At 38.3% G+C, this 20,275-nt stretch carries 15 protein-coding genes; 5 read left to right on the plus strand and 10 right to left on the minus strand.

Features of this window, described 5'->3' with window-relative positions:
- Positions 1 to 11 precede the first annotated feature (11 nt).
- The 4 genes from FDY99_RS01990 to FDY99_RS02005 all read right to left on the minus strand — a co-directional run bounded on the left by FDY99_RS01990 (position 12) and on the right by FDY99_RS02005 (position 2,535).
- Entirely contained in the window at positions 12 to 491 is a 480-nt protein-coding gene (locus tag FDY99_RS01990; protein ID WP_102980678.1) for a DUF2231 domain-containing protein, read from the minus strand.
- 238 nt (positions 492 to 729) lie between these two features.
- Entirely contained in the window at positions 730 to 1,356 is a 627-nt protein-coding gene (locus FDY99_RS01995) for a hypothetical protein (protein ID WP_139418867.1), read from the minus strand.
- An 11-nt stretch (positions 1,357 to 1,367) separates the two neighbouring features.
- A complete protein-coding gene (locus FDY99_RS02000; protein WP_102980680.1) occupies positions 1,368 to 1,763 on the minus strand; it encodes a DUF3408 domain-containing protein in 396 nt (131 codons plus the stop codon).
- A 4-nt stretch (positions 1,764 to 1,767) separates the two neighbouring features.
- On the minus strand, positions 1,768 to 2,535 hold the full coding sequence (locus FDY99_RS02005) for a ParA family protein (protein WP_102980720.1): 768 nt from the start codon (positions 2,533 to 2,535) through the stop codon (positions 1,768 to 1,770).
- Between the two features lie 655 nt (positions 2,536 to 3,190).
- Between FDY99_RS02005 and mobA the strand changes: the two genes are divergently transcribed.
- Positions 3,191 to 3,628 carry a conjugal transfer protein MobA gene (gene mobA, locus FDY99_RS02010; protein ID WP_102980721.1) on the plus strand — a complete coding sequence of 146 codons (438 nt, stop codon included), beginning with the start codon at positions 3,191 to 3,193 and terminating at the stop codon, positions 3,626 to 3,628.
- 1 nt (position 3,629) lies between these two features.
- The gene (gene mobB, locus FDY99_RS02015; protein ID WP_139418868.1) at positions 3,630 to 4,913 is read left to right on the plus strand and encodes a conjugal transfer protein MobB; all 1,284 of its coding nucleotides are present in this window, start codon (positions 3,630 to 3,632) and stop codon (positions 4,911 to 4,913) included.
- 19 nt (positions 4,914 to 4,932) lie between these two features.
- Here mobB and FDY99_RS02020 read toward each other — a convergent pair whose 3' ends face one another.
- A complete protein-coding gene (locus tag FDY99_RS02020; RefSeq protein ID WP_073334096.1) occupies positions 4,933 to 5,574 on the minus strand; it encodes a GNAT family N-acetyltransferase in 642 nt (213 codons plus the stop codon).
- Between the two features lie 162 nt (positions 5,575 to 5,736).
- Here FDY99_RS02020 and mobC point away from each other — a divergent pair, with 162 nt between their 5' ends.
- Complete coding sequence (gene mobC / locus FDY99_RS02025) at positions 5,737 to 7,737, plus strand: conjugal transfer protein MobC (protein ID WP_123856259.1); 2,001 nt, start codon at positions 5,737 to 5,739, stop codon at positions 7,735 to 7,737.
- 50 nt (positions 7,738 to 7,787) lie between these two features.
- Here the strand turns inward: mobC and FDY99_RS02030 are convergent, their stop codons facing one another.
- Together FDY99_RS02030 and FDY99_RS02035 are read right to left on the minus strand one after the other, a co-directional pair.
- Positions 7,788 to 8,633: an RteC domain-containing protein gene (locus FDY99_RS02030; protein ID WP_123856260.1), complete on the minus strand. Its 846-nt coding sequence runs from the start codon at positions 8,631 to 8,633 to the stop codon at positions 7,788 to 7,790.
- 46 nt (positions 8,634 to 8,679) lie between these two features.
- On the minus strand, positions 8,680 to 10,383 hold the full coding sequence (locus FDY99_RS02035) for a helix-turn-helix domain-containing protein (RefSeq protein WP_139418869.1): 1,704 nt from the start codon (positions 10,381 to 10,383) through the stop codon (positions 8,680 to 8,682).
- 702 nt (positions 10,384 to 11,085) lie between these two features.
- Between FDY99_RS02035 and FDY99_RS02045 the strand changes: the two genes are divergently transcribed.
- Both FDY99_RS02045 and FDY99_RS02050 read left to right on the plus strand, forming a co-directional pair.
- Entirely contained in the window at positions 11,086 to 12,612 is a 1,527-nt protein-coding gene (locus tag FDY99_RS02045; RefSeq protein WP_139418870.1) for a MauE/DoxX family redox-associated membrane protein, read from the plus strand.
- 21 nt (positions 12,613 to 12,633) lie between these two features.
- Positions 12,634 to 12,909, plus strand: a complete 276-nt coding sequence (locus FDY99_RS02050; RefSeq protein ID WP_139418871.1) for a DUF6520 family protein — start codon at positions 12,634 to 12,636, stop codon at positions 12,907 to 12,909.
- Positions 12,910 to 12,923: 14 nt separating this feature from the next.
- On the opposite strand, the gene FDY99_RS02055 is transcribed toward FDY99_RS02050, so the two are convergent.
- From FDY99_RS02055 to FDY99_RS02065, 3 genes are read right to left on the minus strand one after another with little or no spacing between them, the layout of a single operon-like run.
- Entirely contained in the window at positions 12,924 to 15,416 is a 2,493-nt protein-coding gene (locus FDY99_RS02055) for an alpha/beta hydrolase family protein (RefSeq protein ID WP_139418872.1), read from the minus strand.
- Positions 15,416 to 16,792: a RagB/SusD family nutrient uptake outer membrane protein gene (locus FDY99_RS02060; RefSeq protein ID WP_123856265.1), complete on the minus strand. Its 1,377-nt coding sequence runs from the start codon at positions 16,790 to 16,792 to the stop codon at positions 15,416 to 15,418. Before FDY99_RS02060 ends, FDY99_RS02055 begins: the two co-directional genes overlap by 1 nt.
- Positions 16,793 to 16,832: 40 nt before the next feature.
- On the minus strand, positions 16,833 to 19,826 hold the full coding sequence (locus FDY99_RS02065) for a SusC/RagA family TonB-linked outer membrane protein (RefSeq protein WP_139418873.1): 2,994 nt from the start codon (positions 19,824 to 19,826) through the stop codon (positions 16,833 to 16,835).
- Positions 19,827 to 20,275: the final 449 nt, after the last annotated feature.

Below are 20,275 nucleotides of genomic sequence, written 5' to 3' on the forward strand. Positions count from 1 at the left end.
ATTTTAAATAATTATTCTGGATTAGAATTGCTCTCATTTTCATTAAAATTAGGTAATGCCAGTTCTACGCCTGCACCGTGATTGTAAACTAGCTGTCCTCCTAAATAAGCGGTACGACAAACAGATCCAATTAAAATGGCAAATACTAGAAAACGGATGAGTTTTATCCATTTGTTAGTAAATCTGAATACATCAACAGCAGTATATAAAATAGCTGTGGTAATAGCAAGCCATAATGTTAAAAGTGCTGCTTCTGCGTGCATTTCAATTGCTTTGCCTAATATGCCACTTTCCATACCTTCACCTGCAGAATCACCCGAAAAATAAGAAATTATTGTACCAAATGTACCCAAAATTAATAAGTAAAAGGCAGTATGCTTAAAAAATATTTTCTTAAATATAATACCAATTAAATCACTAAAAAAGCCAATAAGAAGTAATGCAATGGGAAAATGGATGACCATAGCATGTAAATGTGTTGAACTAATCATAATATACTTTTGAACAAAGATTATAAAAGTAGTATTTGAATTTTCTTAGCGTACTCTTAAGTTTTTCTAAAGATATTTTAGTACAGATAAAATAGCAGTGAGATGTTTTTTGTTTCGTTGGTCCATTGGTTGAAGTCCTGGCACTTACACTGTTTGTGAAAGTAAGTCTATGGCTTAAGAAAAAATACTATGGTACGACTAATTTAACTGAGCTTTTAAAGACATAAGGGGAATTTGCCTAAACAAACTCCCCAATGTCGAAACCCTCTGCATTATCTTGACGCTTCTTGACAGAAATGTCCTCAACTTTATTCGAAATACTCTGGCTAAGCAAAGCGGCAATTCGCTTTGATGCATCACCCAATGAATTTTCTAAAAGATCAAAAAGCTCGGTTTCCTGAATTTTTTGAATGATGTTGACCGCTTGCTTTTCTAAGTCAGTCTCCAGCACCTCTTGCTGAAGCAACTGTCCCGCAGTACTCAATTCCTGAAAGGTAACCCCTGTAGCAAACCCGCTTTCTATTTTAGAATCATCCTGGTACTGCCAGTCTTCTTCCTCGTATTCCCAATCATTATTTTTGACTAGTATCTCGTCAAGTTCTTTCTTTGAAGCCGTATTTTCAAATACCTCCTCCTTGGTTTCTGAATCAAAATTATTTACATTAATGACACTAGATTCGCCTTGTCCTTGATCAGCATCAGATGGCTGTAACTTTCTTTCTTCTATCTTTGTTTTTCCCATAATAGAGGGCACAGTTAGGTGAGCTTCGGCACTTTTTTCCTTTGGATGCTGATTTGTAAATTTCCTATCACAAAGTAGTAGGATGATAACTAATAATAGCCCTATGATGATTAATTGTTCCATAAGATGATAGATTAAAAGATTGGACGGTATTTGTTGTTGAAATCATCAGTGATCTCTTTTTCAAACGTTTCAAAATGGTACGCCAAAATATTATCGAGATAAGCATATAAAGGGATCTGATCTTCGGCAATGATCTGGATGATCCGTGAAAGTCTTTCATGATATTCAGGTCGAATATAAATACTTTTATCACCACGCTTGGTCATCGTGTGATGCGTGAGAAACTGCTCAGCGTAGGTGATTTCAAGACTTTTTTTGCTTTTTATTTTTTGCTTCGTCGCCGGCTTCTCCTTTAAGGAATCAAGTTCCTGGCTCTGCGATTCATTCTTTGTGTTGCCCGCCATGATGGACATCAGATATTGTTCATCGATATTGTTGTCTTCATTGTTCTTTTTATCACTGTCCATCTTTTCACAATTTTACAATTCTTAAAAACTCCTCCATAAATTGGTCTAGCCTGCATAATATCATCAACTTAGGATCTGCTGGCAGTAATGTCGAACGGAAAACGGTTTTGGCGACCGTCTCCCCTTCTTTGCGAAATCTCTTACTGTCTGTGATCGATGTTTCCATCAATTGAAGTCCCAGATCTTTGATCACATTATTGTAATTTTCATACAGCGGTGTTTTCTCCCTACCATCGACCTGATTCCAGAACAGCTGTATGCTTTTGATCTCAGTGTGCTTTTTCTTCATCAGGATATTGGTCAGGACATCAGTAAAACTAAGGGTACTTTCAAGGACAACCCTATCCGCGGTTATGGGTGAAAAGATATAGTGGACATTGGCGAGTGTACTCAAAATGCCAGCCGTATTGACTGTTCCGGGTAGATCCAGAAAAACGATATCCGGCACAACTTCGGAATTATCAACATACGCTTCAAACTCTTGCAAAACCGTATCGGTCTTGCTCTGGAAAACAGGATAGGCTTTTTTATTGATGGTTGTAAATTGCTTATGAGCCATTTTTTTTAGTATCTCATTCTGCATCACTGTTTTAAGGTCCCTCTCCCTCATCTGTATTAAACTGTACTGTGGGAAGTCACAGTCGAACACAGCGACTTGATATCCTAATCGGTAATGAAGGATACTTGCCAACAGTGCCGTGAAGGTACTTTTTCCCACTCCTCCCTTTTGAGTGGAAAAGGCGATAATGACTGGTTGTTTTTTTGTTTCCATTTTTTTTGATTTTATAGTTAACATTAGTTAACGATACTTCTAGAGTGATAGCTGGCTGGCTCAAATCATATCCGGCTTTCCTGCAATCTTAGGCAATTGAAAGCATATCTGACTTCCAACTGTAGGATCAGAATTCAATCAGTCAGTGGGTCTTTCTTGAAAGGATCCTGTACTTCCGTCAGGTTGGAATGCCTGACTGATCTTTATCTTGTGCTATTGCTTTCCGGATATCCTGACTAACGTCTGGAAAGTTGGTATGCCTGCCTTCAAGAACTCAAACGATTTTGCCATACATCAGTCCTGCCGACATTCTGGTACAAATAAATAACATCCGGCTGCACTCAGCTTCTAAGTGGTTGTCTTTGACTCGCAATGGATTTGTTTGGCCTTATGAACTTCAGAGAGTCTGTGAAGTATTGTCGTTTACTTTGTCAAAGCTTAGTTGACTGGTTTAAAGCTATCAACCTTTAAACAGAAGAAGAGTCTGTACTACTGGATTAAATCTATTGTATTGTGGGTCTAGCCTTTCACCCGAAAGGGGCAAGTTGTGTTTTGAGCATCTCGAAACGTTTTCGGATGCGCAAAACAACTTGCCCTTGCAGGGAGCAGAAACAATCTCCGAAGTCGATGTTTTTTAAATTTAATTGGATAAATGATGAGTGAACATAATGGTAAACCAAAGAAAAAGACAGGACGCCATCCGAAGGCAGATCCCGCCAAGATTCGATATACGATCTCATTTAATGAGGTGGAACATTCCCGCTTTCTTGAACTTTTTGACCAGTCAGGAATGAACGTAAAAGCGCATTTTATCACTTCGTGCATTTTTGAAAAGACGATCAAGACCGTGAAAGTCGACAAAGGAACAACTGATTTCTATATGCGATTGACCTCGTTTCACAGTCAATTTCGGGCTGTTGGAGTCAATTATAATCAGATGGTTAAACTGTTATACACTAATTTTTCAGAGAAAAAAGCAGCCGCTCTTCTTTATAAATTGGAGAAACAAACTATAGAAATGGTGGAGATTTTCAAAAAAGTGATGCAGTTGATAGAAGAATTTGATCAAAAACATTTGAAAAATCTAGAATAAGATGATCGCAAAAATTGGAAGAAGCAGTAATCTTTTTGGCACATTGTCGTATAATAATTCAAAAATTGAACAGGATAAGGGAGAAATTCTGATGACCAATAAAATGATTGAAACAGCTGACGGGAAGTATTCTGTTGCTCAATTAGCGAGATCATTTGAACCTTACCTACTGGCAAACCGAAATACCGAAAAACATACGCTGCATATTTCCCTTAATCCTGATCCTAAAGACAAGGTCTCTGATGAAAAATTTCGAGAAATAGCTGAGCAGTATATGAATGAAATGGGTTATGGCGATCAGCCTTTCATCGTGTTCAAGCATACCGATATCGACCGCAGCCACATCCATATTGTTTCAGTTTGCGTTGATGAAGATGGAAAAAAGATATCCGATCAATTTGAAAAGATCCGTTCGATGAAAGTCTGCCGGGAACTGGAAAAAAAATTCGGTCTGATATCCGCAGTTGAGAAACAGTCTCAGGAAAATCAAAAGATCTTTCGACCGATTAATTTTAAATCTGGAGATATCAAAAGCCAGATTGCATCGGTAATACGACACCTATCCTCCTACTACCAATTTCAATCGTTAGGGGAATTTAATGCGCTGCTTTCACTATTTAATATTACTGTGGAGAAAGTGGAGGGAGAATTACAAGGCCAATTAAAAAGAGGATTGCTTTATTTTCCTTTAGATGACCAAGGAAAAAAAGCAGGAAATCCTTTTAAAGCATCTTTGTTCGGGAAAAATGCAGGAATCGATGCTCTCGAAAAACACTTCACTGCTTGTAAAAACAAAAGCAATAATCAACCGCTCAAACAAAATTTGAAAAGATCGATTATTGAAGCACATCATTCTTCGAAAGATGAGCAAGCATTTAAAAAGAAATTGAAAAAAGAGGGAATTGATACTGTTGTCCGTAAAAATGACAACGGCAGGATCTATGGAATAACTTTTATCGATCATCATTCTAAAAGCGTTTGGAACGGGTCACGCTTAGGCAAAGAGTTTTCTGCTAACACCTTTAATGATTATTGGAACGATAACATCAAAGCCGACCTTACAAAAGATGACCAGTCACCAAAAGCTTCACAGTCCAACAATAAGGAGAATTTGCCTGCTGAAGAAACGCATCATTTATTTGACTTCTTACATACTGAAAAACACGGAGATAGCATATTTGAAGCATTAGGTGGTTTACTTCCAGAAACACAAGGCGAAGATTATGAAGAACAGGATTTTGCAAACCAATTGAAGAAAAAAAGAAAGAAAAACAGATCACGTTGAGCAAATAATATGAGTATTTCTAAGATGGGATGACAATTGATGTATATAGACTACAAACTTTCCACCCTAACGATTGGTAAAGTGATCTGCCTTGCTCTGTTGCTACCAAAAAATTTTCATGAACATTTTGTGATACCGCAATTTTCTCAAGCTCCGCAATCAAATACGTTGCCAGACCTTTTCGCTTGTGATTTTCTTCAGTAGAAATTCTATCGTATATAGCTAAATCCTCTACTATTGTAATACGACCTATCGATGCCAATTCCCCTTCTTTCGTCAGCACTTTTATTAGGGTAGTTGAATTATAATTTTTAACATCAGCCTTGTAGTTAGCAGGCAGGGTAATTTTTTGAATATTCATTGGTGAAGAACAGTTCATCATGTACCCTTGTGGTTGAATCACCCATTGATCAGAGATTACATTTATAAGATCCTCAGGAGCAGCGCAGACTTTGAGGAACACCCAGGTTTCTTTTATAGTTTTTGTAAGTTGTATAAAATCGTCATTAAGCTCTGCAAATATATACCGCGTCTTTTGCTTCTCATAACCGACATCAACTTTAAAACCTGATTTAAATTTTGTTGGTAGTGGCAATTGACGTGACAAGGTCCAGGCGCGAAGCCACTTTTCTAAAATATGTGAAGAAATACCGTTTATCATTGATCAGCCTTTATTTTATAACAATTTTTAAAGATAGAAATTTGAAATAACATTACCTGTTACTCAACGCCAAATGTATGCATACAATGCCACAGGCTGCCACATTTCCGGTACCTGATCAAGGCACAATACATTGATTGTCTAAAATTAAACTTTACAGTTATGCAGGGAGAAGATGATTTAAGAGGACTTGCCAAAATAATGGCATTTATGAGAACGGTCAGTGTTATTTTGGTTGTGATGCATTTGTATTGGTATTGCTATGGCTTTTTTGAAGAACGCGGCTGGACTTTAAATCTTGTCAATAAGATCCTTCAAAACTTTGATCGGGCAGCAGGATTATTTAGCAAACCACTGTATTCAAAACTTTTTGCAGTGCTTTTGTTGAGCCTGAGTTGCCTTGGCACCAAAGGGGTGAAAAATGAAAAGATCACCTGGAACAAAATATATGTTGCTTTGGGTTTGGGTGTATTATTATTCTTTTTTAGCATACCCCTTTTAAAACTGTCATCGGACTTTGTGGTTCCCTTATATATGCTGTCAACTGGTTCGGGTTATATTTTCTTGATGATGGCTGGTGTGTGGATGAGCAGACTTCTGAAACATCATCTAATGGATGATGTATTCAACAGCGAAAATGAAAGCTTCCAACAGGAAATAAAACTTCTTTATAACGAATACTCTGTCAATCTACCAACTAAGTTTTATTATCAAGGGAAATGGCATCCTGGTTGGATCAATGTAGTGAATCCTTTTCGCGCTACCATTGTTCTGGGTACGCCTGGATCGGGAAAATCATTCGCTGTAGTCAACAACTATATAAAACAGCATATTGAAAAAGGATTTTCCATGTATATCTATGATTTTAAGTTCGATGACCTTTCTACCATTGCTTACAACCATCTGTTAAATCATTCAGAGGGATATTCGGTAAAACCTAAATTCTATATCATCAACTTTGACGATCCTAGAAAAAGCCATCGTTGCAATCCCCTAAACCCGAACTTTATGACGGATATTTCTGATGCTTATGAAGCAGCCTATACCATTATGCTGAATCTCAACAGAAGCTGGATACAAAAGCAGGGCGACTTTTTCGTGGAAAGCCCTATTATCCTTTTAGCTGCGATCATTTGGTTTCTGAAAATCTACAAAGGTGGGATATACTGTACGTTTCCACACGCCATTGAATTGCTGAACAAAAAATACGAGGATGTCTTTACGATTCTCACTTCTTACTCCGAATTGGAGAACTACCTCTCCCCTTTTATGGATGCCTGGCAGGGCGGTGCACAGGATCAGTTGCAGGGGCAGATCGCTTCGGCAAAAATCCCTTTGTCGCGGATGATCTCTCCGCAACTCTATTGGGTAATGACAGGGGATGACTTTGCGTTGGATATCAATAATCCGAAGGAACCGAAGATTTTGTGTGTAGGAAATAATCCTGACCGGCAGAATATATATTCAGCAGCTCTGGGACTTTACAACTCAAGGATTGTCAAACTGATCAATAAGAAAGGACAGCTAAAAAGCTCGGTCATAATTGATGAGCTCCCTACGATTTATTTCAGAGGATTGGATAATCTGATCGCAACCGCCAGAAGCAACAAGGTTTCTGTTTGTCTGGGATTTCAGGATTTTTCACAGTTGACCAGGGATTACGGCGATAAGGAAAGCAAAGTGATCCAAAACACCGTTGGGAATATTTTCAGCGGACAGGTGGTTGGAGAAACTGCAAAAGCCCTGTCAGAGAGATTTGGCAAGGTTTTGCAGAAAAGGCAAAGCATCTCCATCAATAGAAATGATACTTCAACATCCATTTCAACACAATTGGACAGCCTGATCCCGGCCTCTAAGATCTCGACTTTGACACAGGGATTTTTTGTCGGTGCCGTCTCAGATAATTTCGATGAAAGGATCGAACAGAAAATATTCCATTCAGAAATCGTCGTTGACACCGTTAAACTTTCTGAACTGGAAAAGAATTACCAACCCATACCTCAGATCCGCTCATTTGTCGACGAGCAGGGAAAAGACAGCATGCAGGCAGAAATTACATCAAACTATAAAAGTGTCAAAGCAGATATCGTGATGATCATCGGTAATGAAATGGAACGGATTTCAAATGACCCCGATCTGCAGCACCTCATTAATAAAAACTAAAGCAAACCTTAAATGGAAATTTTAAACCATTCGAGGTTTTCGCAGGAGAATTATTCTCCTTCTGAATTCTTGAAGTGCTGATCGAGATGTTCACAGACCAGATGCAAAAACTTCGTTGGACCTTGTTTTCGGTTTCGGATCTCAAATATCGTTTTGTGGAAGTTGCCTAAATCTGTGTCCAAGGATTTTTCTGCAAATTTAATGACCTCACTGAGCTCGATGTTGCCTCCGTTGAAACAACGCATCTGATAAAGAGCATAGATGAGTTCGATCAAACCAACCTTGGAGGCAGACCATACCAGGGGTGACAAGGTTTTAGTGTTGTCATTATTACTTAATTTCTCGAGCTGCTTTTTGAGGTATTTGTCCATTTGTTGGCTGGCAATGAATCTGGCTACCAGATGATCGTGAGAAGTGGTAAAGCTGCTGTCAAAATTGTAGAAGCCTGACGATAATTTCATTTTCAGGTCGTATGAATTTCTGATAAAGACTTTATGGTCGAGATAGGTAGCCTCTCTTCGATGATAGCCATAAAATTCCGCATGTTCCATGTAAAAACTTTTGAGTTTTTCCTGTTCTGCCTCGTAGTATTTTTTCATTGCCTTGTTCCCTGCATTCGGTTTATGGGATTCCAGTTCTAAAATTGCAGATAAATAGATAAACTTTGAGATAAATTGTGGTTTTAGTTTCTTGAAAAAGTAAACCTCTTCAGCGATATTCTCAAAATCGTGCGCTGAGATCATTTCTTTTAACTTTCTGATGGATTCATCGATCAGCAGTAAGGATTTCTCTGCGACTTTCACAATATCGTCATCGTCGTCATATACTTCATTGATCTTCAGCTCTAAATCGTCATGTAATTTTGTGATCTTTCTAAAAATTGCTTTTGTTACCATGTCCTTTTTTCAGAAATTTACAAAAATTCGTGTATTCATGCGACAATCAACTGATCCCAAGGTCCTTTTTTCGATTCTTGATGTAGTCTGTAGGTCGGATTCCATTGATCTCGAAGAATAGGCTGGAAAAATTTTGCCTTGCTGCAATACCGCATTCTTCTGCCAATGCTGTGATGCTGTAATTAAGATATTTCGTATCGGTATTCAGAAGGTGCGTGATATGGTTGATCCGCAGCTCGGCCATATATTTGTTGAAGTTCATTCCCTTGTTTTCGTTGATGTACACCGAGAGGTAATGTGAATTTGTTCCCAATTTGACAGCAACACTTTTTTCGGTCAGGCCTTTCTTGGTGAACATCAGCTCTTTCTCGAATTTATTAAGTTTCTGCCTGATTTCTTCGGTCATTGCTGCAGTAAGGCTGGTCTTTCTCGAAGGACCTTTTGGGGACATCTCGCCATCAACGTCAGCAATGACGTTGGGCTGGTTTTCTAATTTTTTCTGCAGTAGCTCATACTGCTTTCTGATCTTGCGTTCCCTGTAGTAACGGTAGATAAAAAATCCGAGTAGCATTGATCCGGATGCAATTAAAATCTGTCCTATCATTATTTTCTTTCTGCTGGCTTTCTCAAGGCGTTGCTTCTCATCAAGTAAACTGCTCCGGTCATAATCCCTGTGAAGCTTCGATGACAGATAAGGATAGTCATTGCTGATCAGACTGTCGGCTTTAAGCAACTGATTGGTGTAATACAGTTGTCTTTTAATATTTTTTTTCGACCTGTAGAAACCGATCAGAAAATTATAGCTGGGTGAAACTTCGGGAATGACAAATCCTTGTTTGTTAAAGATCGAATCGACCTTGTAGAAATACATTATACCCTGCTCAGGTTTCCTTTGTGCAATATCAATTCTGCCCAAATAAAAATAGACCACAGAGGCCCATGCGAAATCATTTCGCTTAACAATGGCAGGCAACGACCTTTTAAGATAAGCGCTTGCTGACGTATACGCTCCGTCGTTGTATTTTGATATAGCTATGCACTTCAGAAAATAACTGTTCTCCAGAACAAAGTCTTTGTTATTACGGGTAAGCTTATCCCCTAATAAGCTCAAACTGTCGCTTTTTTTAAAATTCTTAAGATAGCGGTTGATGACCGTCAGCTGGTGAAGACTGTTGAAATAGGCCTTTTTGTAATTATAGGTCTCATTGTTGTGAAGATCTTCGGTGATATGCTGACCGTAAAATCGTATGCATTTCTCAAAATGGGACAACGCATCTTCATAATACCCCAAATGACCTTTGACGATACCGAGATGATAGACCACTTTATATTTTTGGTATTGGTCATCGGAACCTTTAGAATAGTTGTAGGCAAGAACATATTGATTAAGTGCCTGCCTGTAATTTTTTTGATAGAAATAGTAGATAATGCCCTTGCTGAGATGATCCCTGCTCAGATCATCACTCGTTCCGTACTGACGACTTGCCAATATTGCACTGTCCGCGTACTGCATTTTATGGGCATAGTCAAACTGACGTCCGTCGCGGTATCCTTGAATTAGCTTATTAAAACTGGACTCTGATTTTGCTTTCTGGATGTATCGTCGTACCTGAGGCATGGCACTGCTGTCGTCAATGTCTTTTTTCTCATATGAACTTCTTATCTCACTGAATGTTGTCTGATGACCCTGTGAAAACAGGAGCTGTGAAAAAACAGAAATGAATACAAGAAAGTATGCAACCCTTTCCATATCACTTATTTTAGAAACTCACCATATCAAATTTAGACATTTTTTTTAGTGAAATTATGAGATCACATAGATTTCATACTATCAAAAAGCATAGGAGGCTTTATTTTATTGATAAACAACTACATAGTCACTAAAATCAATGGGATCAATTTTAAAATTGTGACGTATTAATTTTAAAATCACGCCGAACAACACTTTTTTTGAGGCTTTTTGACCGATACCTTTGGCTTAGAATTCTATCTTAATCCGGCCGGGATAACCCAATTAAAAAAATTAAAATGAAAAAGCTTATCCCAATTTTTAGTATAGCGATAGCGTCAGTTTTATTGCAAAACTGTACCGATCGAGATGAAGATGTCAGTGCAGATCATAGTCGATCAAATGACACACAACCAGAGTTCATGATGCGTGGAGATTCGACCAGATCGTCAGGAGAAATTGTAGATCCCGATCCGCCGGTAAGAGATGGCGATAATTGGCGGTCTGTCCCAAAAAAGTAATCACACCTTATGACCTATGATTCCCCATACCTCCATATCAGTTGTCACAGGCTTACCATGTCCGGAAAGCGGCATCTGGGAAAGTATGGGGAATTTCAGAACGACAGTCACTTTATTTAAAGGTGAGAGAATGCCGGACTATTGTGGAAGGAAGATCAAATGGAAATTAATTATAGCCTGTTAAAATTTACAAGTATTTACCATGAGAAAGACATATTCTATAATTGTTAAAGTGATCACCTACTTTTTTATACTGCTTTTTTGCTATGCTGCAATCAGCAAAATACTGGATTTTGAAAACTTTCAGGTTCAGATTGGGCAATCACCTTTGTTAAGTGCTTATGCAGGATTTGTATCATATGCAGTAATTATTGCAGAACTGCTCATCGTACTGATGCTGATTTTTCCAAAAACATTTCTCTTGGGATTATATTCATCAACTGCAATGATGACAGCGTTTACGGTCTACATCTATTTAATTTTAAATTATAGTGATTTCGTACCATGTTCATGCGGAGGGATCCTGGAGAAGATGGGATGGACAGAACATTTGATTTTCAATATCACAAGTGTAGTGCTGGGAATTGTAGCTGTCTTTTTATATTCAAAGAACGAATATCCACGCAAAACTGTTATTCTATCACTCGTCATTTCCAATATTCTAAGTGCGATCATTATTCTTTTTTTATTTTTAAGATCAGACTATGTGATTAAGCAGGAAAATAATTTTACACGAAGGTTTTTAATGCATCCTGTTCTAAAAACAAAAAGTATTGCTCTCGAAAACAACACGTACTATTTTGCAGGATCTGATAATCAAAAGGTATATCTTGGAAACAGGACCATGCCACAAAATCTACTGACTGTCGACTCATTGCTTCAAAAACGACCCAATTTAAAAATGGATCTGCATCTTAAAAAATATCCATATAGAAAGATTGAGGTTAAAGTCTATGGTAACAATTATTTTATCTACGACGGTACAGTGCCTGTAATATCTAGAGGGCAGTTAAGCCGTCCTGAAACGGAGGTCATCAGTTACAAGGATGCTTTTTTCAGTCAGATAGAAATTATCAACAGTAATAGAATGGCCATTAGAGCACTGTCATCAACAACTAAAAATCTTACACTTGGTTTATTAACGATTGAAAAAAATGGAAAAAATGGAAAAAATAAAGTCCAGTTATTTCCGCAACTTCTGGAAAAACAATCTGATGGGGTATTTGATTCGGACGGTAATCTGTCTTCAGATCCTAAATCATCAAAAGTAACTTACATTCATGCTTACCGTAATCAGTTTATTGTGATGGATTCAACAATGAAACTTCAACGGAGGTTATCAACTATTGATACAACAACTATTGCCCAGATCAAGGTAACTTCCCTATCCGACGGAAGATTTAAAATGTCTAAACCAGCATTGCTTGTCAATGGGAATGCAAAAATTTTCAACGGACTTTTATTTAATCCTGCCTACTTAAGAGGCCAGCATGAACCCGTCAAAAGATGGAAGGAAAGCAGAACAATTGATGTTTACAATATCAATAAGCAGGAATATATCGGAAGTATTTACATTGATCATTACAAAGATTCTGAGATGTCAGATTTTATAGTTACCGATAAGCACTTGTACGTCATTGCAGGAAATCAGCTCATTCAGTACCGTTTGACAAATTCTTTGACAAAATATTTTAAAAACGGGGTAGCCGAAAACCGTATCCAAGAGTAGGCACAATCAAATTTCTTTATTATGAAAAAATTTCTTTTTCCTGTTGTCCTAGTATTAGTGGGCACAGGGTCAGCACTTGCTACCAACGTAGCAAAAAAGAGTAACAAAGCTTTAGTACCTGCTTACAGAATTGTGAGCGTAGGAGGAGGACAGTTCCAATGTCAAAATGCTGAGCAACAGTGTAGTGATGTTAATAATGGTATTGTCTGTAAATGGGAAGTTGACGGCACTACCGATCTTCATGATGAAGGCTCAGGAACCATGTGTGGAAGCGAACTTTTTCAAATTCCATTATAGAAAGATGAGGGACGCTATTGAGCGTCCCTTTTCATTTCCTGATTAATCCAGTCAATATTTTCCTCTTTTTTTAAAAAATAATTCCACCAATCCATTACCTTATTATTAAGGTCTTTGATTTCCTCAGAATCATCCTTTAAAGAGTGCTCCTGCTTGTCATACAGTAAAGCCACAGCCTTCTTATCATTTCGCAGCAATCCCATAAAGAAACTCATAGGCTGATCCAAAGGAGTATTAGTATCTTTTTTTCCTGCCCATATCAAGACCGGTGCACTCACATTTTCCACATAATTGATTGGATTATTACGAAAATACACGTCTTTATTATCAGAGTATGGTTCTCCCATCTCAAACTGACCGTTTTCAAACCGCATATAATTGGCAACATTAAAAAGATCGCTGAACGAAAAATAAAAGTGAGGAATATCACCTAATGATCCACCTGTAACGTATGCTGCAAAGCGTTTGGAATGAGTAGAGATGAAATTGGTTTCGTATCCTCCTAAAGAATGACCAATCAATCCCAACCGAGATGCATCAATATTCGGATGATTTACAATTACATCCAAACCGCTGTTCACGCAATCCAAAGCGGAAAGACCTGTTCCTCTCTTATCGAATAGTATATCCGGTTGGAAAACAAAATAACCATTCTCTATAAGCGTACGTTTGTTAAAGCCAGTATTACCCCAGTCAGGGTAAAGGTACTTGTCTGCACTGCCGGAAAGTAAACTGTAGACCTGAACCACCACGGGATATTTTTTCGAGGAATCAAAATCTACAGGATAGGTAAGAACTCCTTTTAAAGCGGTCCCCACACTGTTTTTATAGGACAGAATATCCTGTTTCATAAACTTTGATTTCTGATCATGCAAATTTGAATGGTATAATAATTTCTTTTCGGCATCACCTTTTTCAGTTAAATACAAACTGGCGGCTACATTAAAATTTTCCTCTACAGTAAATATTATGTTTTTCTTTTTGTCGTATTTAAAGTCTTTTATTTTGTTGGGAGTATAAGGAATTAGATTTCGTATCTCTCCGTTCAAAAATGTAAAATAGCCGTTATCATTATAATCTGTTCTTTTTACATTTAATACTAGAGGTTTCTTTGCATCGGCACTTCTTTCGACAAATTTAAAATTACTTATATGATGGATCAGGTTTCCGAGTAAGTTATGAAAGGTCACTTTTGAATTGTTTGCAACAATAATTTTTTTTGAGCTACCTTTTATCAGATCATATCTGAACAAACCATCTGCACATTCAAATAAGGCTGTCTGATCAGACATCATTACTGGATTGGTAAGCTTTTCGGTAGTCACAATATCTTTTATCTTGTTGAGAAAATGGTCATATAAGATCCACATTTTTTTATCAATACGGTACGCAAGTGTAAATCTGCGATTCTCACTCATGACCAATTCTTCGACATTTTCAAAGATACGTTCAGCCTTATCGGTATAAGTATCATATCTGAATACATTAAAACTGCGATAGCCAGTATAATTGAATTCTTCGTCTGTATGATATGCCCAAAGATAGTGGGCATCATTCATCCCGATAAAATCAGAAAAATGACCTGTCGGTATTTCTATGATCTCATCTTTTGAAATGTTCCAGTGTAGGTACCGATGATGCTTTGTTCCGTCTTTTTTGTCCCGCAGGCGTTTATCTCCACTATACCATACCTCTACCATTTTATCTTTCTGTGGTTGCTGGATATGCTGAAAATCAATCAGGAAAGTATCGGAATCATGAATCTCAGATATTTTAACGGATTCAAATCCACTAGAACTGATTTCCTTATTCTTATATAAATAATTATCTGATGTTCTGATTAAAAAAACACTTAATTCTAAATCATCTGCTTTCTGATATTCTTCTGTCAATGAAATGAAATTTTTTGATGGCAGGTACTTTATTGATTTAATACCATTGCTCGTTGTATGTATCGTTTTTACAGTTTTACCATTCCATACAGCAATTTCAGAGGTGCTACCATTTTTATAAACCAGATATACTCTGCCGTCCCCATCCGAAATAAAATCCTGCACTCCTTTTGAAGAATGCAGAAGTTTCCCTTTATAGTCATAGATATTGATATTCTTAGCATGATCAAGGAGAACCACCTGTTTTGACACTGACAGAATTTCTCCACTAATTATTTGATCAAACTTCTTTCTCTTTTTTGACGGCAGATCGATCAGTTCTGCTGTACCATTACCTACGGCAAATGCGAGATTGTTATTCAGGAATGCAACTTTATTTTTTTTTAGCAAAGTATCTAAAATTATGTTCTCTGATTTTGTATCAAAAATCAAAATTGTATCTGAATTCTTCCTGTAATATTTCGTTACTAAGGCAAACCGTTGATCATCCGTTACCTGCAAGCCACCTATTGCTGTTGAAAAACGAGACATCCATTGATCCATTTCGGCATCAGTTTTCTGTGCTTTAATCAGGATACCTGAGCAAAGCCATAATAAAAGACAAACGGTTTTCATTAGTATCCTGAATTTTGAGGGTTCATATTGGGGTTCATTAACAGTTCCTTCTGCGGCAGAGGCCAAACTTTATGAAAATCCTTCCAATTTGTCTTAGTCGTTTGTAAGGTATTCAACTGCCCTGCTCTTTTCAGATCTATAAAGCGGTGACCCATTTCCGTAAAAAACTCTTTTCTATTTTCTTTCAGAATTTCATCCAAAAGAGTGTTCTGTGAAACTGAACTTGCCAAAAGGGGTTCAGCTGCCCTCTGTCTTATAGGATTGATGTAAGGAAGCGCTTCCGCAGTCTTATTTTGTTTAGCCAAAGATTCAGCTAAAAGAAGATAAGCCTCTTCCAGTCGGAAAACGATAGAGTTTTCCATTGTATTAGCAGATCTTGCTTTATATTTTTCTGCACGGTACCAGGTCGTTCCTGCTACGGTAACAGCCGCCATCCAATGCTGTTTACGGAGATCACCGGTCTGGAATGAACTGACAAGAGCCGGAGACAGGGACATAGAATAAGGTGCTACATTGGCGAAATAATAGAGGGTAGCTTCTCTGACAGGATCACCACTGTTCTTTGGTTTAAGTTGCCAGATAATATGCGTTCCTGATTTTAGAAAAACTTTTGTAATATCATTCTGAAATTGGTACAGAGGACTTTGAATGACGGCTTTTAAAGTACTTTCAGCTTCAGCATATTTTGATCTTTGCATCTGAACTTTTGCCAGCATCAGTTGAGCCGTTTTTTTGTTAATAAAAATCCTTTCTGCAGAACGGTATTGATCCGGTAATAGTTCTACTGCCTCTGTAAGATCTGATTCAATGCGCTGTAAAACCTCCTCAGAATTTGTCTTGGTAATGGATTGATTGATCTGATAATTAGTTGTAACTGGATACGGGATATCACCATAGATTTGCTGCAGATAAAAAAAGAGCAAAGAACGAATGGTCAAAGCTTCCCCTGTCATTCTGTTTTTTTCAGCAGCTGATATAGAACTTGAGCTATTCAGTCCTTCAATTATTGAATTGCTGACATATATTTTCTGATAGGCTGCAGACCATACTGAACTTACAAATTGATTGGTGTCTATCAAAGTATTATTGGAAATCTCGGGAAGCCCGTTGGTAGCGTTGACTGCGTAGTACGTCAAATCATCGGTGTAAAGACTCAGTATTCTGCCACTCTGATCTCCTGCAATCGGCGAAGCTTCCCAAAGTCCGGCGTATAAACCCGAAAGTACCGAATTAGCAGTTTGGGCATCCTGAAACACTGTTTCAGACAGCATCTGATTTTCCGGAAGATCTACTTCCAGCATTTTTTCGCACGATATCAGTGTAGTCAGAATACAAAGCACTGCTATTGCTGTTATTTTATTAATATTTGTTGCCATTTTCTTTTTGTTTTAATAATTCAAAATCAAAATCATTTAATTAAAGGGTCAGCTGTACTCCCAATGAGTAAGTCCGTAAAGGGGGTAAGAAACCTACAGATGTAAATTCAGGATCAATTCCGAAATATTTCGTCCATGTCAGAAGATTCTGTCCCTGAAAGTAGACTTTAGCTTCCCGAAATACTGATGAGCGCATCGGAATGGTATAATTGATCTGAACATTTTTCAAGCGTATAAACGATCCGTCAGACACACTGGCTGTACTGGTCTGAAAAAGACTGTTAGAAGATGAATTCACAGATCGGTACGGCATATAAAGTCCGTTTGGATTTTGAGGAGACCAGACATTGAGCGCTTCCACCGGAAGATTGGTCATAATGCCCGGTGAGGTTATAATTGAGTTGTAATTTCGGCTCTGTTGTTTTACAAACTGTAAAAGGAAAGATAAGTTCCAGTTTTTGTATCTCAGCTCATTGCTTAATCCTCCAAAAAACCGTTGCCCTATATTTTCCACAATCTGGCGGTCGTCCGGTGATGAGATTCTTCCGTCACCGTTGAAATCCGTAAAGCTGTATAATCCGGTAGCGGGATTTACGCCCGTTAACTGATACAGTTTAATGATTGAAATGGGTTCTCCAACAATATAGTTGTTCGCATAGGTAGAACCTTCAAGACCCGGAAATGAAATCAGTTTGTTCTGAGGAAATGTTATATTAAAAGAACTGTTCCATGAGAAGTTTTCAGATTTCAGAACATCTGCTCTCAATTCAAATTCAAAGCCTGTATTCTTAATAACTGCATCCAAGTTCGCTAAAACCGAACTGAACCCTGTTACTGCTGGAAGCTGGTAGCCTACCAACTGATTTCCGGAGCGGTTTCTGTAATATGCTGCCGTCATGTTCAGTCTGTTTTTGAACAATCCCAGTTCAAGAGCCGCCTCCATTTTCACTGTTCTTTCCCAACTGAAATCAGGATTGAATAATTTGGTTGGGCTGAGTCCTGATGTCCCATTATAAATCAGCGTTGATGTTGCGAATGTATTCAGATACTGATAATCTCCGATATTATCACTACCTGAGGAACCAAAACTTCCTCGCAGTTTTCCGAAACTCAACCATGAACTATCTTTCAGGAAATTCTCTTCCGAAAACAGCCATGCTGCTCCTACCGCACCGAAATTGGCAAACTTGTTATTGCTTCCGAATCTGCTGCTTCCATCCCGTCTACCGGTAATGTTGACAATATATTTTTTATCAAACTGATAATTAACCCTTCCGAAAAATGCTGCATATCGGTATTCTGTGGTGATATGATCCAGAATGACCTTGGTCTGTGCCGCTCCGATATTATTAATAAAGGCATTGCTTTCATAACCGGTTCCCTGAATAGCACCTGATCCGTTGGTATCTCTCTGATAAGTTCCTCCCACCAAAATATCCAGCTGATGTTTTCCTTTTTTAAACAGCCAGGTGATCTGTGGTTCGACGACCATAGAAAAACGGTTCATATTACTTTTGGAAGACTGTGAATTAAGTGAAGTTGCTCCGGTGGAAGGATTAAAAGCTGTACTTGGGCGTAAAGACCATTCTTCAAGGGTATTATAGTTAAATCCTCCGTTAACCTTAATTCTGAAATTCTCAAATGCTTCATATTCTGCACTCATATTATTCATGAACTGAAGATTATCGTTGGAATATGAATTCTCATAAGCGGCAACAGGATTGGTAAACGTATTATTTTCCCAATTCAGATTTCCGTTAGCATCATATAAAGCGGGTGCATTAGGAGAAAGACTGTACGCATTCCTTGTGATATCAGAATTGATCAGATTATTATCTAATGATGAAAATAAACTGGATGAGTTAAAACTGAATTTCCTGTCCTGAGAGCGGTGGCTGATATTTCCGGAAATCGTATTCGTTCTATACCTGAAATCCTGCCCGAATACCATGGTCTGTTCCATATGTCCCAGACTTACCAGAAAACTGGTGGTTTCACTTCCTCCGCTTAATGAAAGCTGTGTGTTGGACAAAGTGGCAAAATTCCCGATCAGTTCTTTTCTCCAGTCCGTGTAACGGTTGCTGTCCCAAACACCGTTCACATCGTAGGCATTGACAGGATACAAAGAAATATTGTCATTGGCAAAAGCTTGTTTTCTCATGGCAATATACTGTTCTGTGTTCATCATCTTAAGGTTAGATAAAGTCTGACTCAGAGCATAAGAAGAATTCAGGGAAAGTTTAACATTTCCTCTCTTTCCTCTTTTGGTGGTAATGAGTACTACTCCATTTGCTCCCCGCGAACCGTAGATGGCAGTGGCATCGGCATCCTTGAGAATTTCAAAACTTTCAATATCGTTGGGGCTGATTGCATTTAAAGGATTGATATCGGCATTCGGTAAAATTCCGGCTCCGTATCTTGAAGTAACGCTCCCTCCGATAGGAACACCATCCACTATATACAGGGGTTGGTTTCCGTCGGTATCCGAATTCAAACGGGTGCGGAGACTGTTTCGCCCACGAATCTGAATATCAAAACCTGCTCCGGGAGTTCCTGAGTTTTGGGTAATGCTTACTCCTGCCATTCTACCCTGCGCACTGGCAAGTACATTGGTCACGGGTTGATTTTCTATGTCTTTTGCTGAAACTTTGGCGATGCTACCGGTTCTTTCTTTGTCTTTGACCTTGTAGTAGCCAGCGTTGAGAATAACTTCTTCGATTCCCTTTACTTTTTGTTCTAAGCTGATATTGACGACGGTCTGATTGGTGGCTGTGATTCGTTCTTCAGCATAATCAGGATGTCTGAACAATAGGATGGGATTTTCTGCCGTCACCTCCAATAGGTAGGTTCCGTTTTCGCTGGTGGTCGTTACCTGATCACTTCCTTCTTGGGAGATGATCACTCTTGAAAGGGGTTTATTGGATGCGGTAACGGTACCGGAAATGGTGCGTGTTTGGGCTTTTATGTTGGTGCTGACTGCGGTCAGCATAAGGCCAAAGAAAATACCTCCTATCTTGTAATAGGAATTTTTCATAGATTTGTAAAAGGTTTTTAATCGTTAAATTAATTACTGACTTGCTCTTTCCCTATGTCGTCAAACTGTATGGGAAGGGGCTTTTTTGTTTTTTTATTTTTTGTAATTAATGTGATGGATTCATCGATGGATAAAACTTTCCTAGTGCCCTTTGGTATGAAAAAGGACTGGTGAGGTTCTGTAAGCAGTGACCGCAAGGCACCGGAAAGAATTTAATATGAATGAAATCTGTGTCCCGTGTGAGCTATTTAAAGCCGCAATAGGTTGTACCCTCCTATTGTATCGTGTAGTCTGATACTGTATTTTAGGAAGCGGGCTTAGATTTTAATGTAGAGGTAAGGCGAACAGCATTGACAAAAGACGGCGTGGAACTCTACATTATCCGTATTAGGGGTACTGGTATACCTTTGCACAAGATAAGAGAGCCCACGCCTAGGTCGTGAGCTTTC

Source organism: Chryseobacterium mulctrae, from assembly GCF_006175945.1.
Classification (GTDB): domain Bacteria; phylum Bacteroidota; class Bacteroidia; order Flavobacteriales; family Weeksellaceae; genus Chryseobacterium; species Chryseobacterium mulctrae.

Coding starts and splice junctions, on each gene's coding strand:
- FDY99_RS01990 (WP_102980678.1), bottom strand. CDS start 491: ATGATTAGTTCAACACATTTACATGCTATGGTCATCCATTTTCCCATT.
- FDY99_RS01995 (WP_139418867.1), bottom strand. CDS start 1,356: ATGGAACAATTAATCATCATAGGGCTATTATTAGTTATCATCCTACTA.
- FDY99_RS02000 (WP_102980680.1), bottom strand. CDS start 1,763: ATGGACAGTGATAAAAAGAACAATGAAGACAACAATATCGATGAACAA.
- FDY99_RS02005 (WP_102980720.1), bottom strand. CDS start 2,535: ATGGAAACAAAAAAACAACCAGTCATTATCGCCTTTTCCACTCAAAAG.
- mobA (WP_102980721.1), top strand. CDS start 3,191: ATGAGTGAACATAATGGTAAACCAAAGAAAAAGACAGGACGCCATCCG.
- mobB (WP_139418868.1), top strand. CDS start 3,630: ATGATCGCAAAAATTGGAAGAAGCAGTAATCTTTTTGGCACATTGTCG.
- FDY99_RS02020 (WP_073334096.1), bottom strand. CDS start 5,574: ATGATAAACGGTATTTCTTCACATATTTTAGAAAAGTGGCTTCGCGCC.
- mobC (WP_123856259.1), top strand. CDS start 5,737: ATGCAGGGAGAAGATGATTTAAGAGGACTTGCCAAAATAATGGCATTT.
- FDY99_RS02030 (WP_123856260.1), bottom strand. CDS start 8,633: ATGGTAACAAAAGCAATTTTTAGAAAGATCACAAAATTACATGACGAT.
- FDY99_RS02035 (WP_139418869.1), bottom strand. CDS start 10,383: ATGGAAAGGGTTGCATACTTTCTTGTATTCATTTCTGTTTTTTCACAG.
- FDY99_RS02045 (WP_139418870.1), top strand. CDS start 11,086: ATGAGAAAGACATATTCTATAATTGTTAAAGTGATCACCTACTTTTTT.
- FDY99_RS02050 (WP_139418871.1), top strand. CDS start 12,634: ATGAAAAAATTTCTTTTTCCTGTTGTCCTAGTATTAGTGGGCACAGGG.
- FDY99_RS02055 (WP_139418872.1), bottom strand. CDS start 15,416: ATGAAAACCGTTTGTCTTTTATTATGGCTTTGCTCAGGTATCCTGATT.
- FDY99_RS02060 (WP_123856265.1), bottom strand. CDS start 16,792: ATGGCAACAAATATTAATAAAATAACAGCAATAGCAGTGCTTTGTATT.
- FDY99_RS02065 (WP_139418873.1), bottom strand. CDS start 19,826: ATGAAAAATTCCTATTACAAGATAGGAGGTATTTTCTTTGGCCTTATG.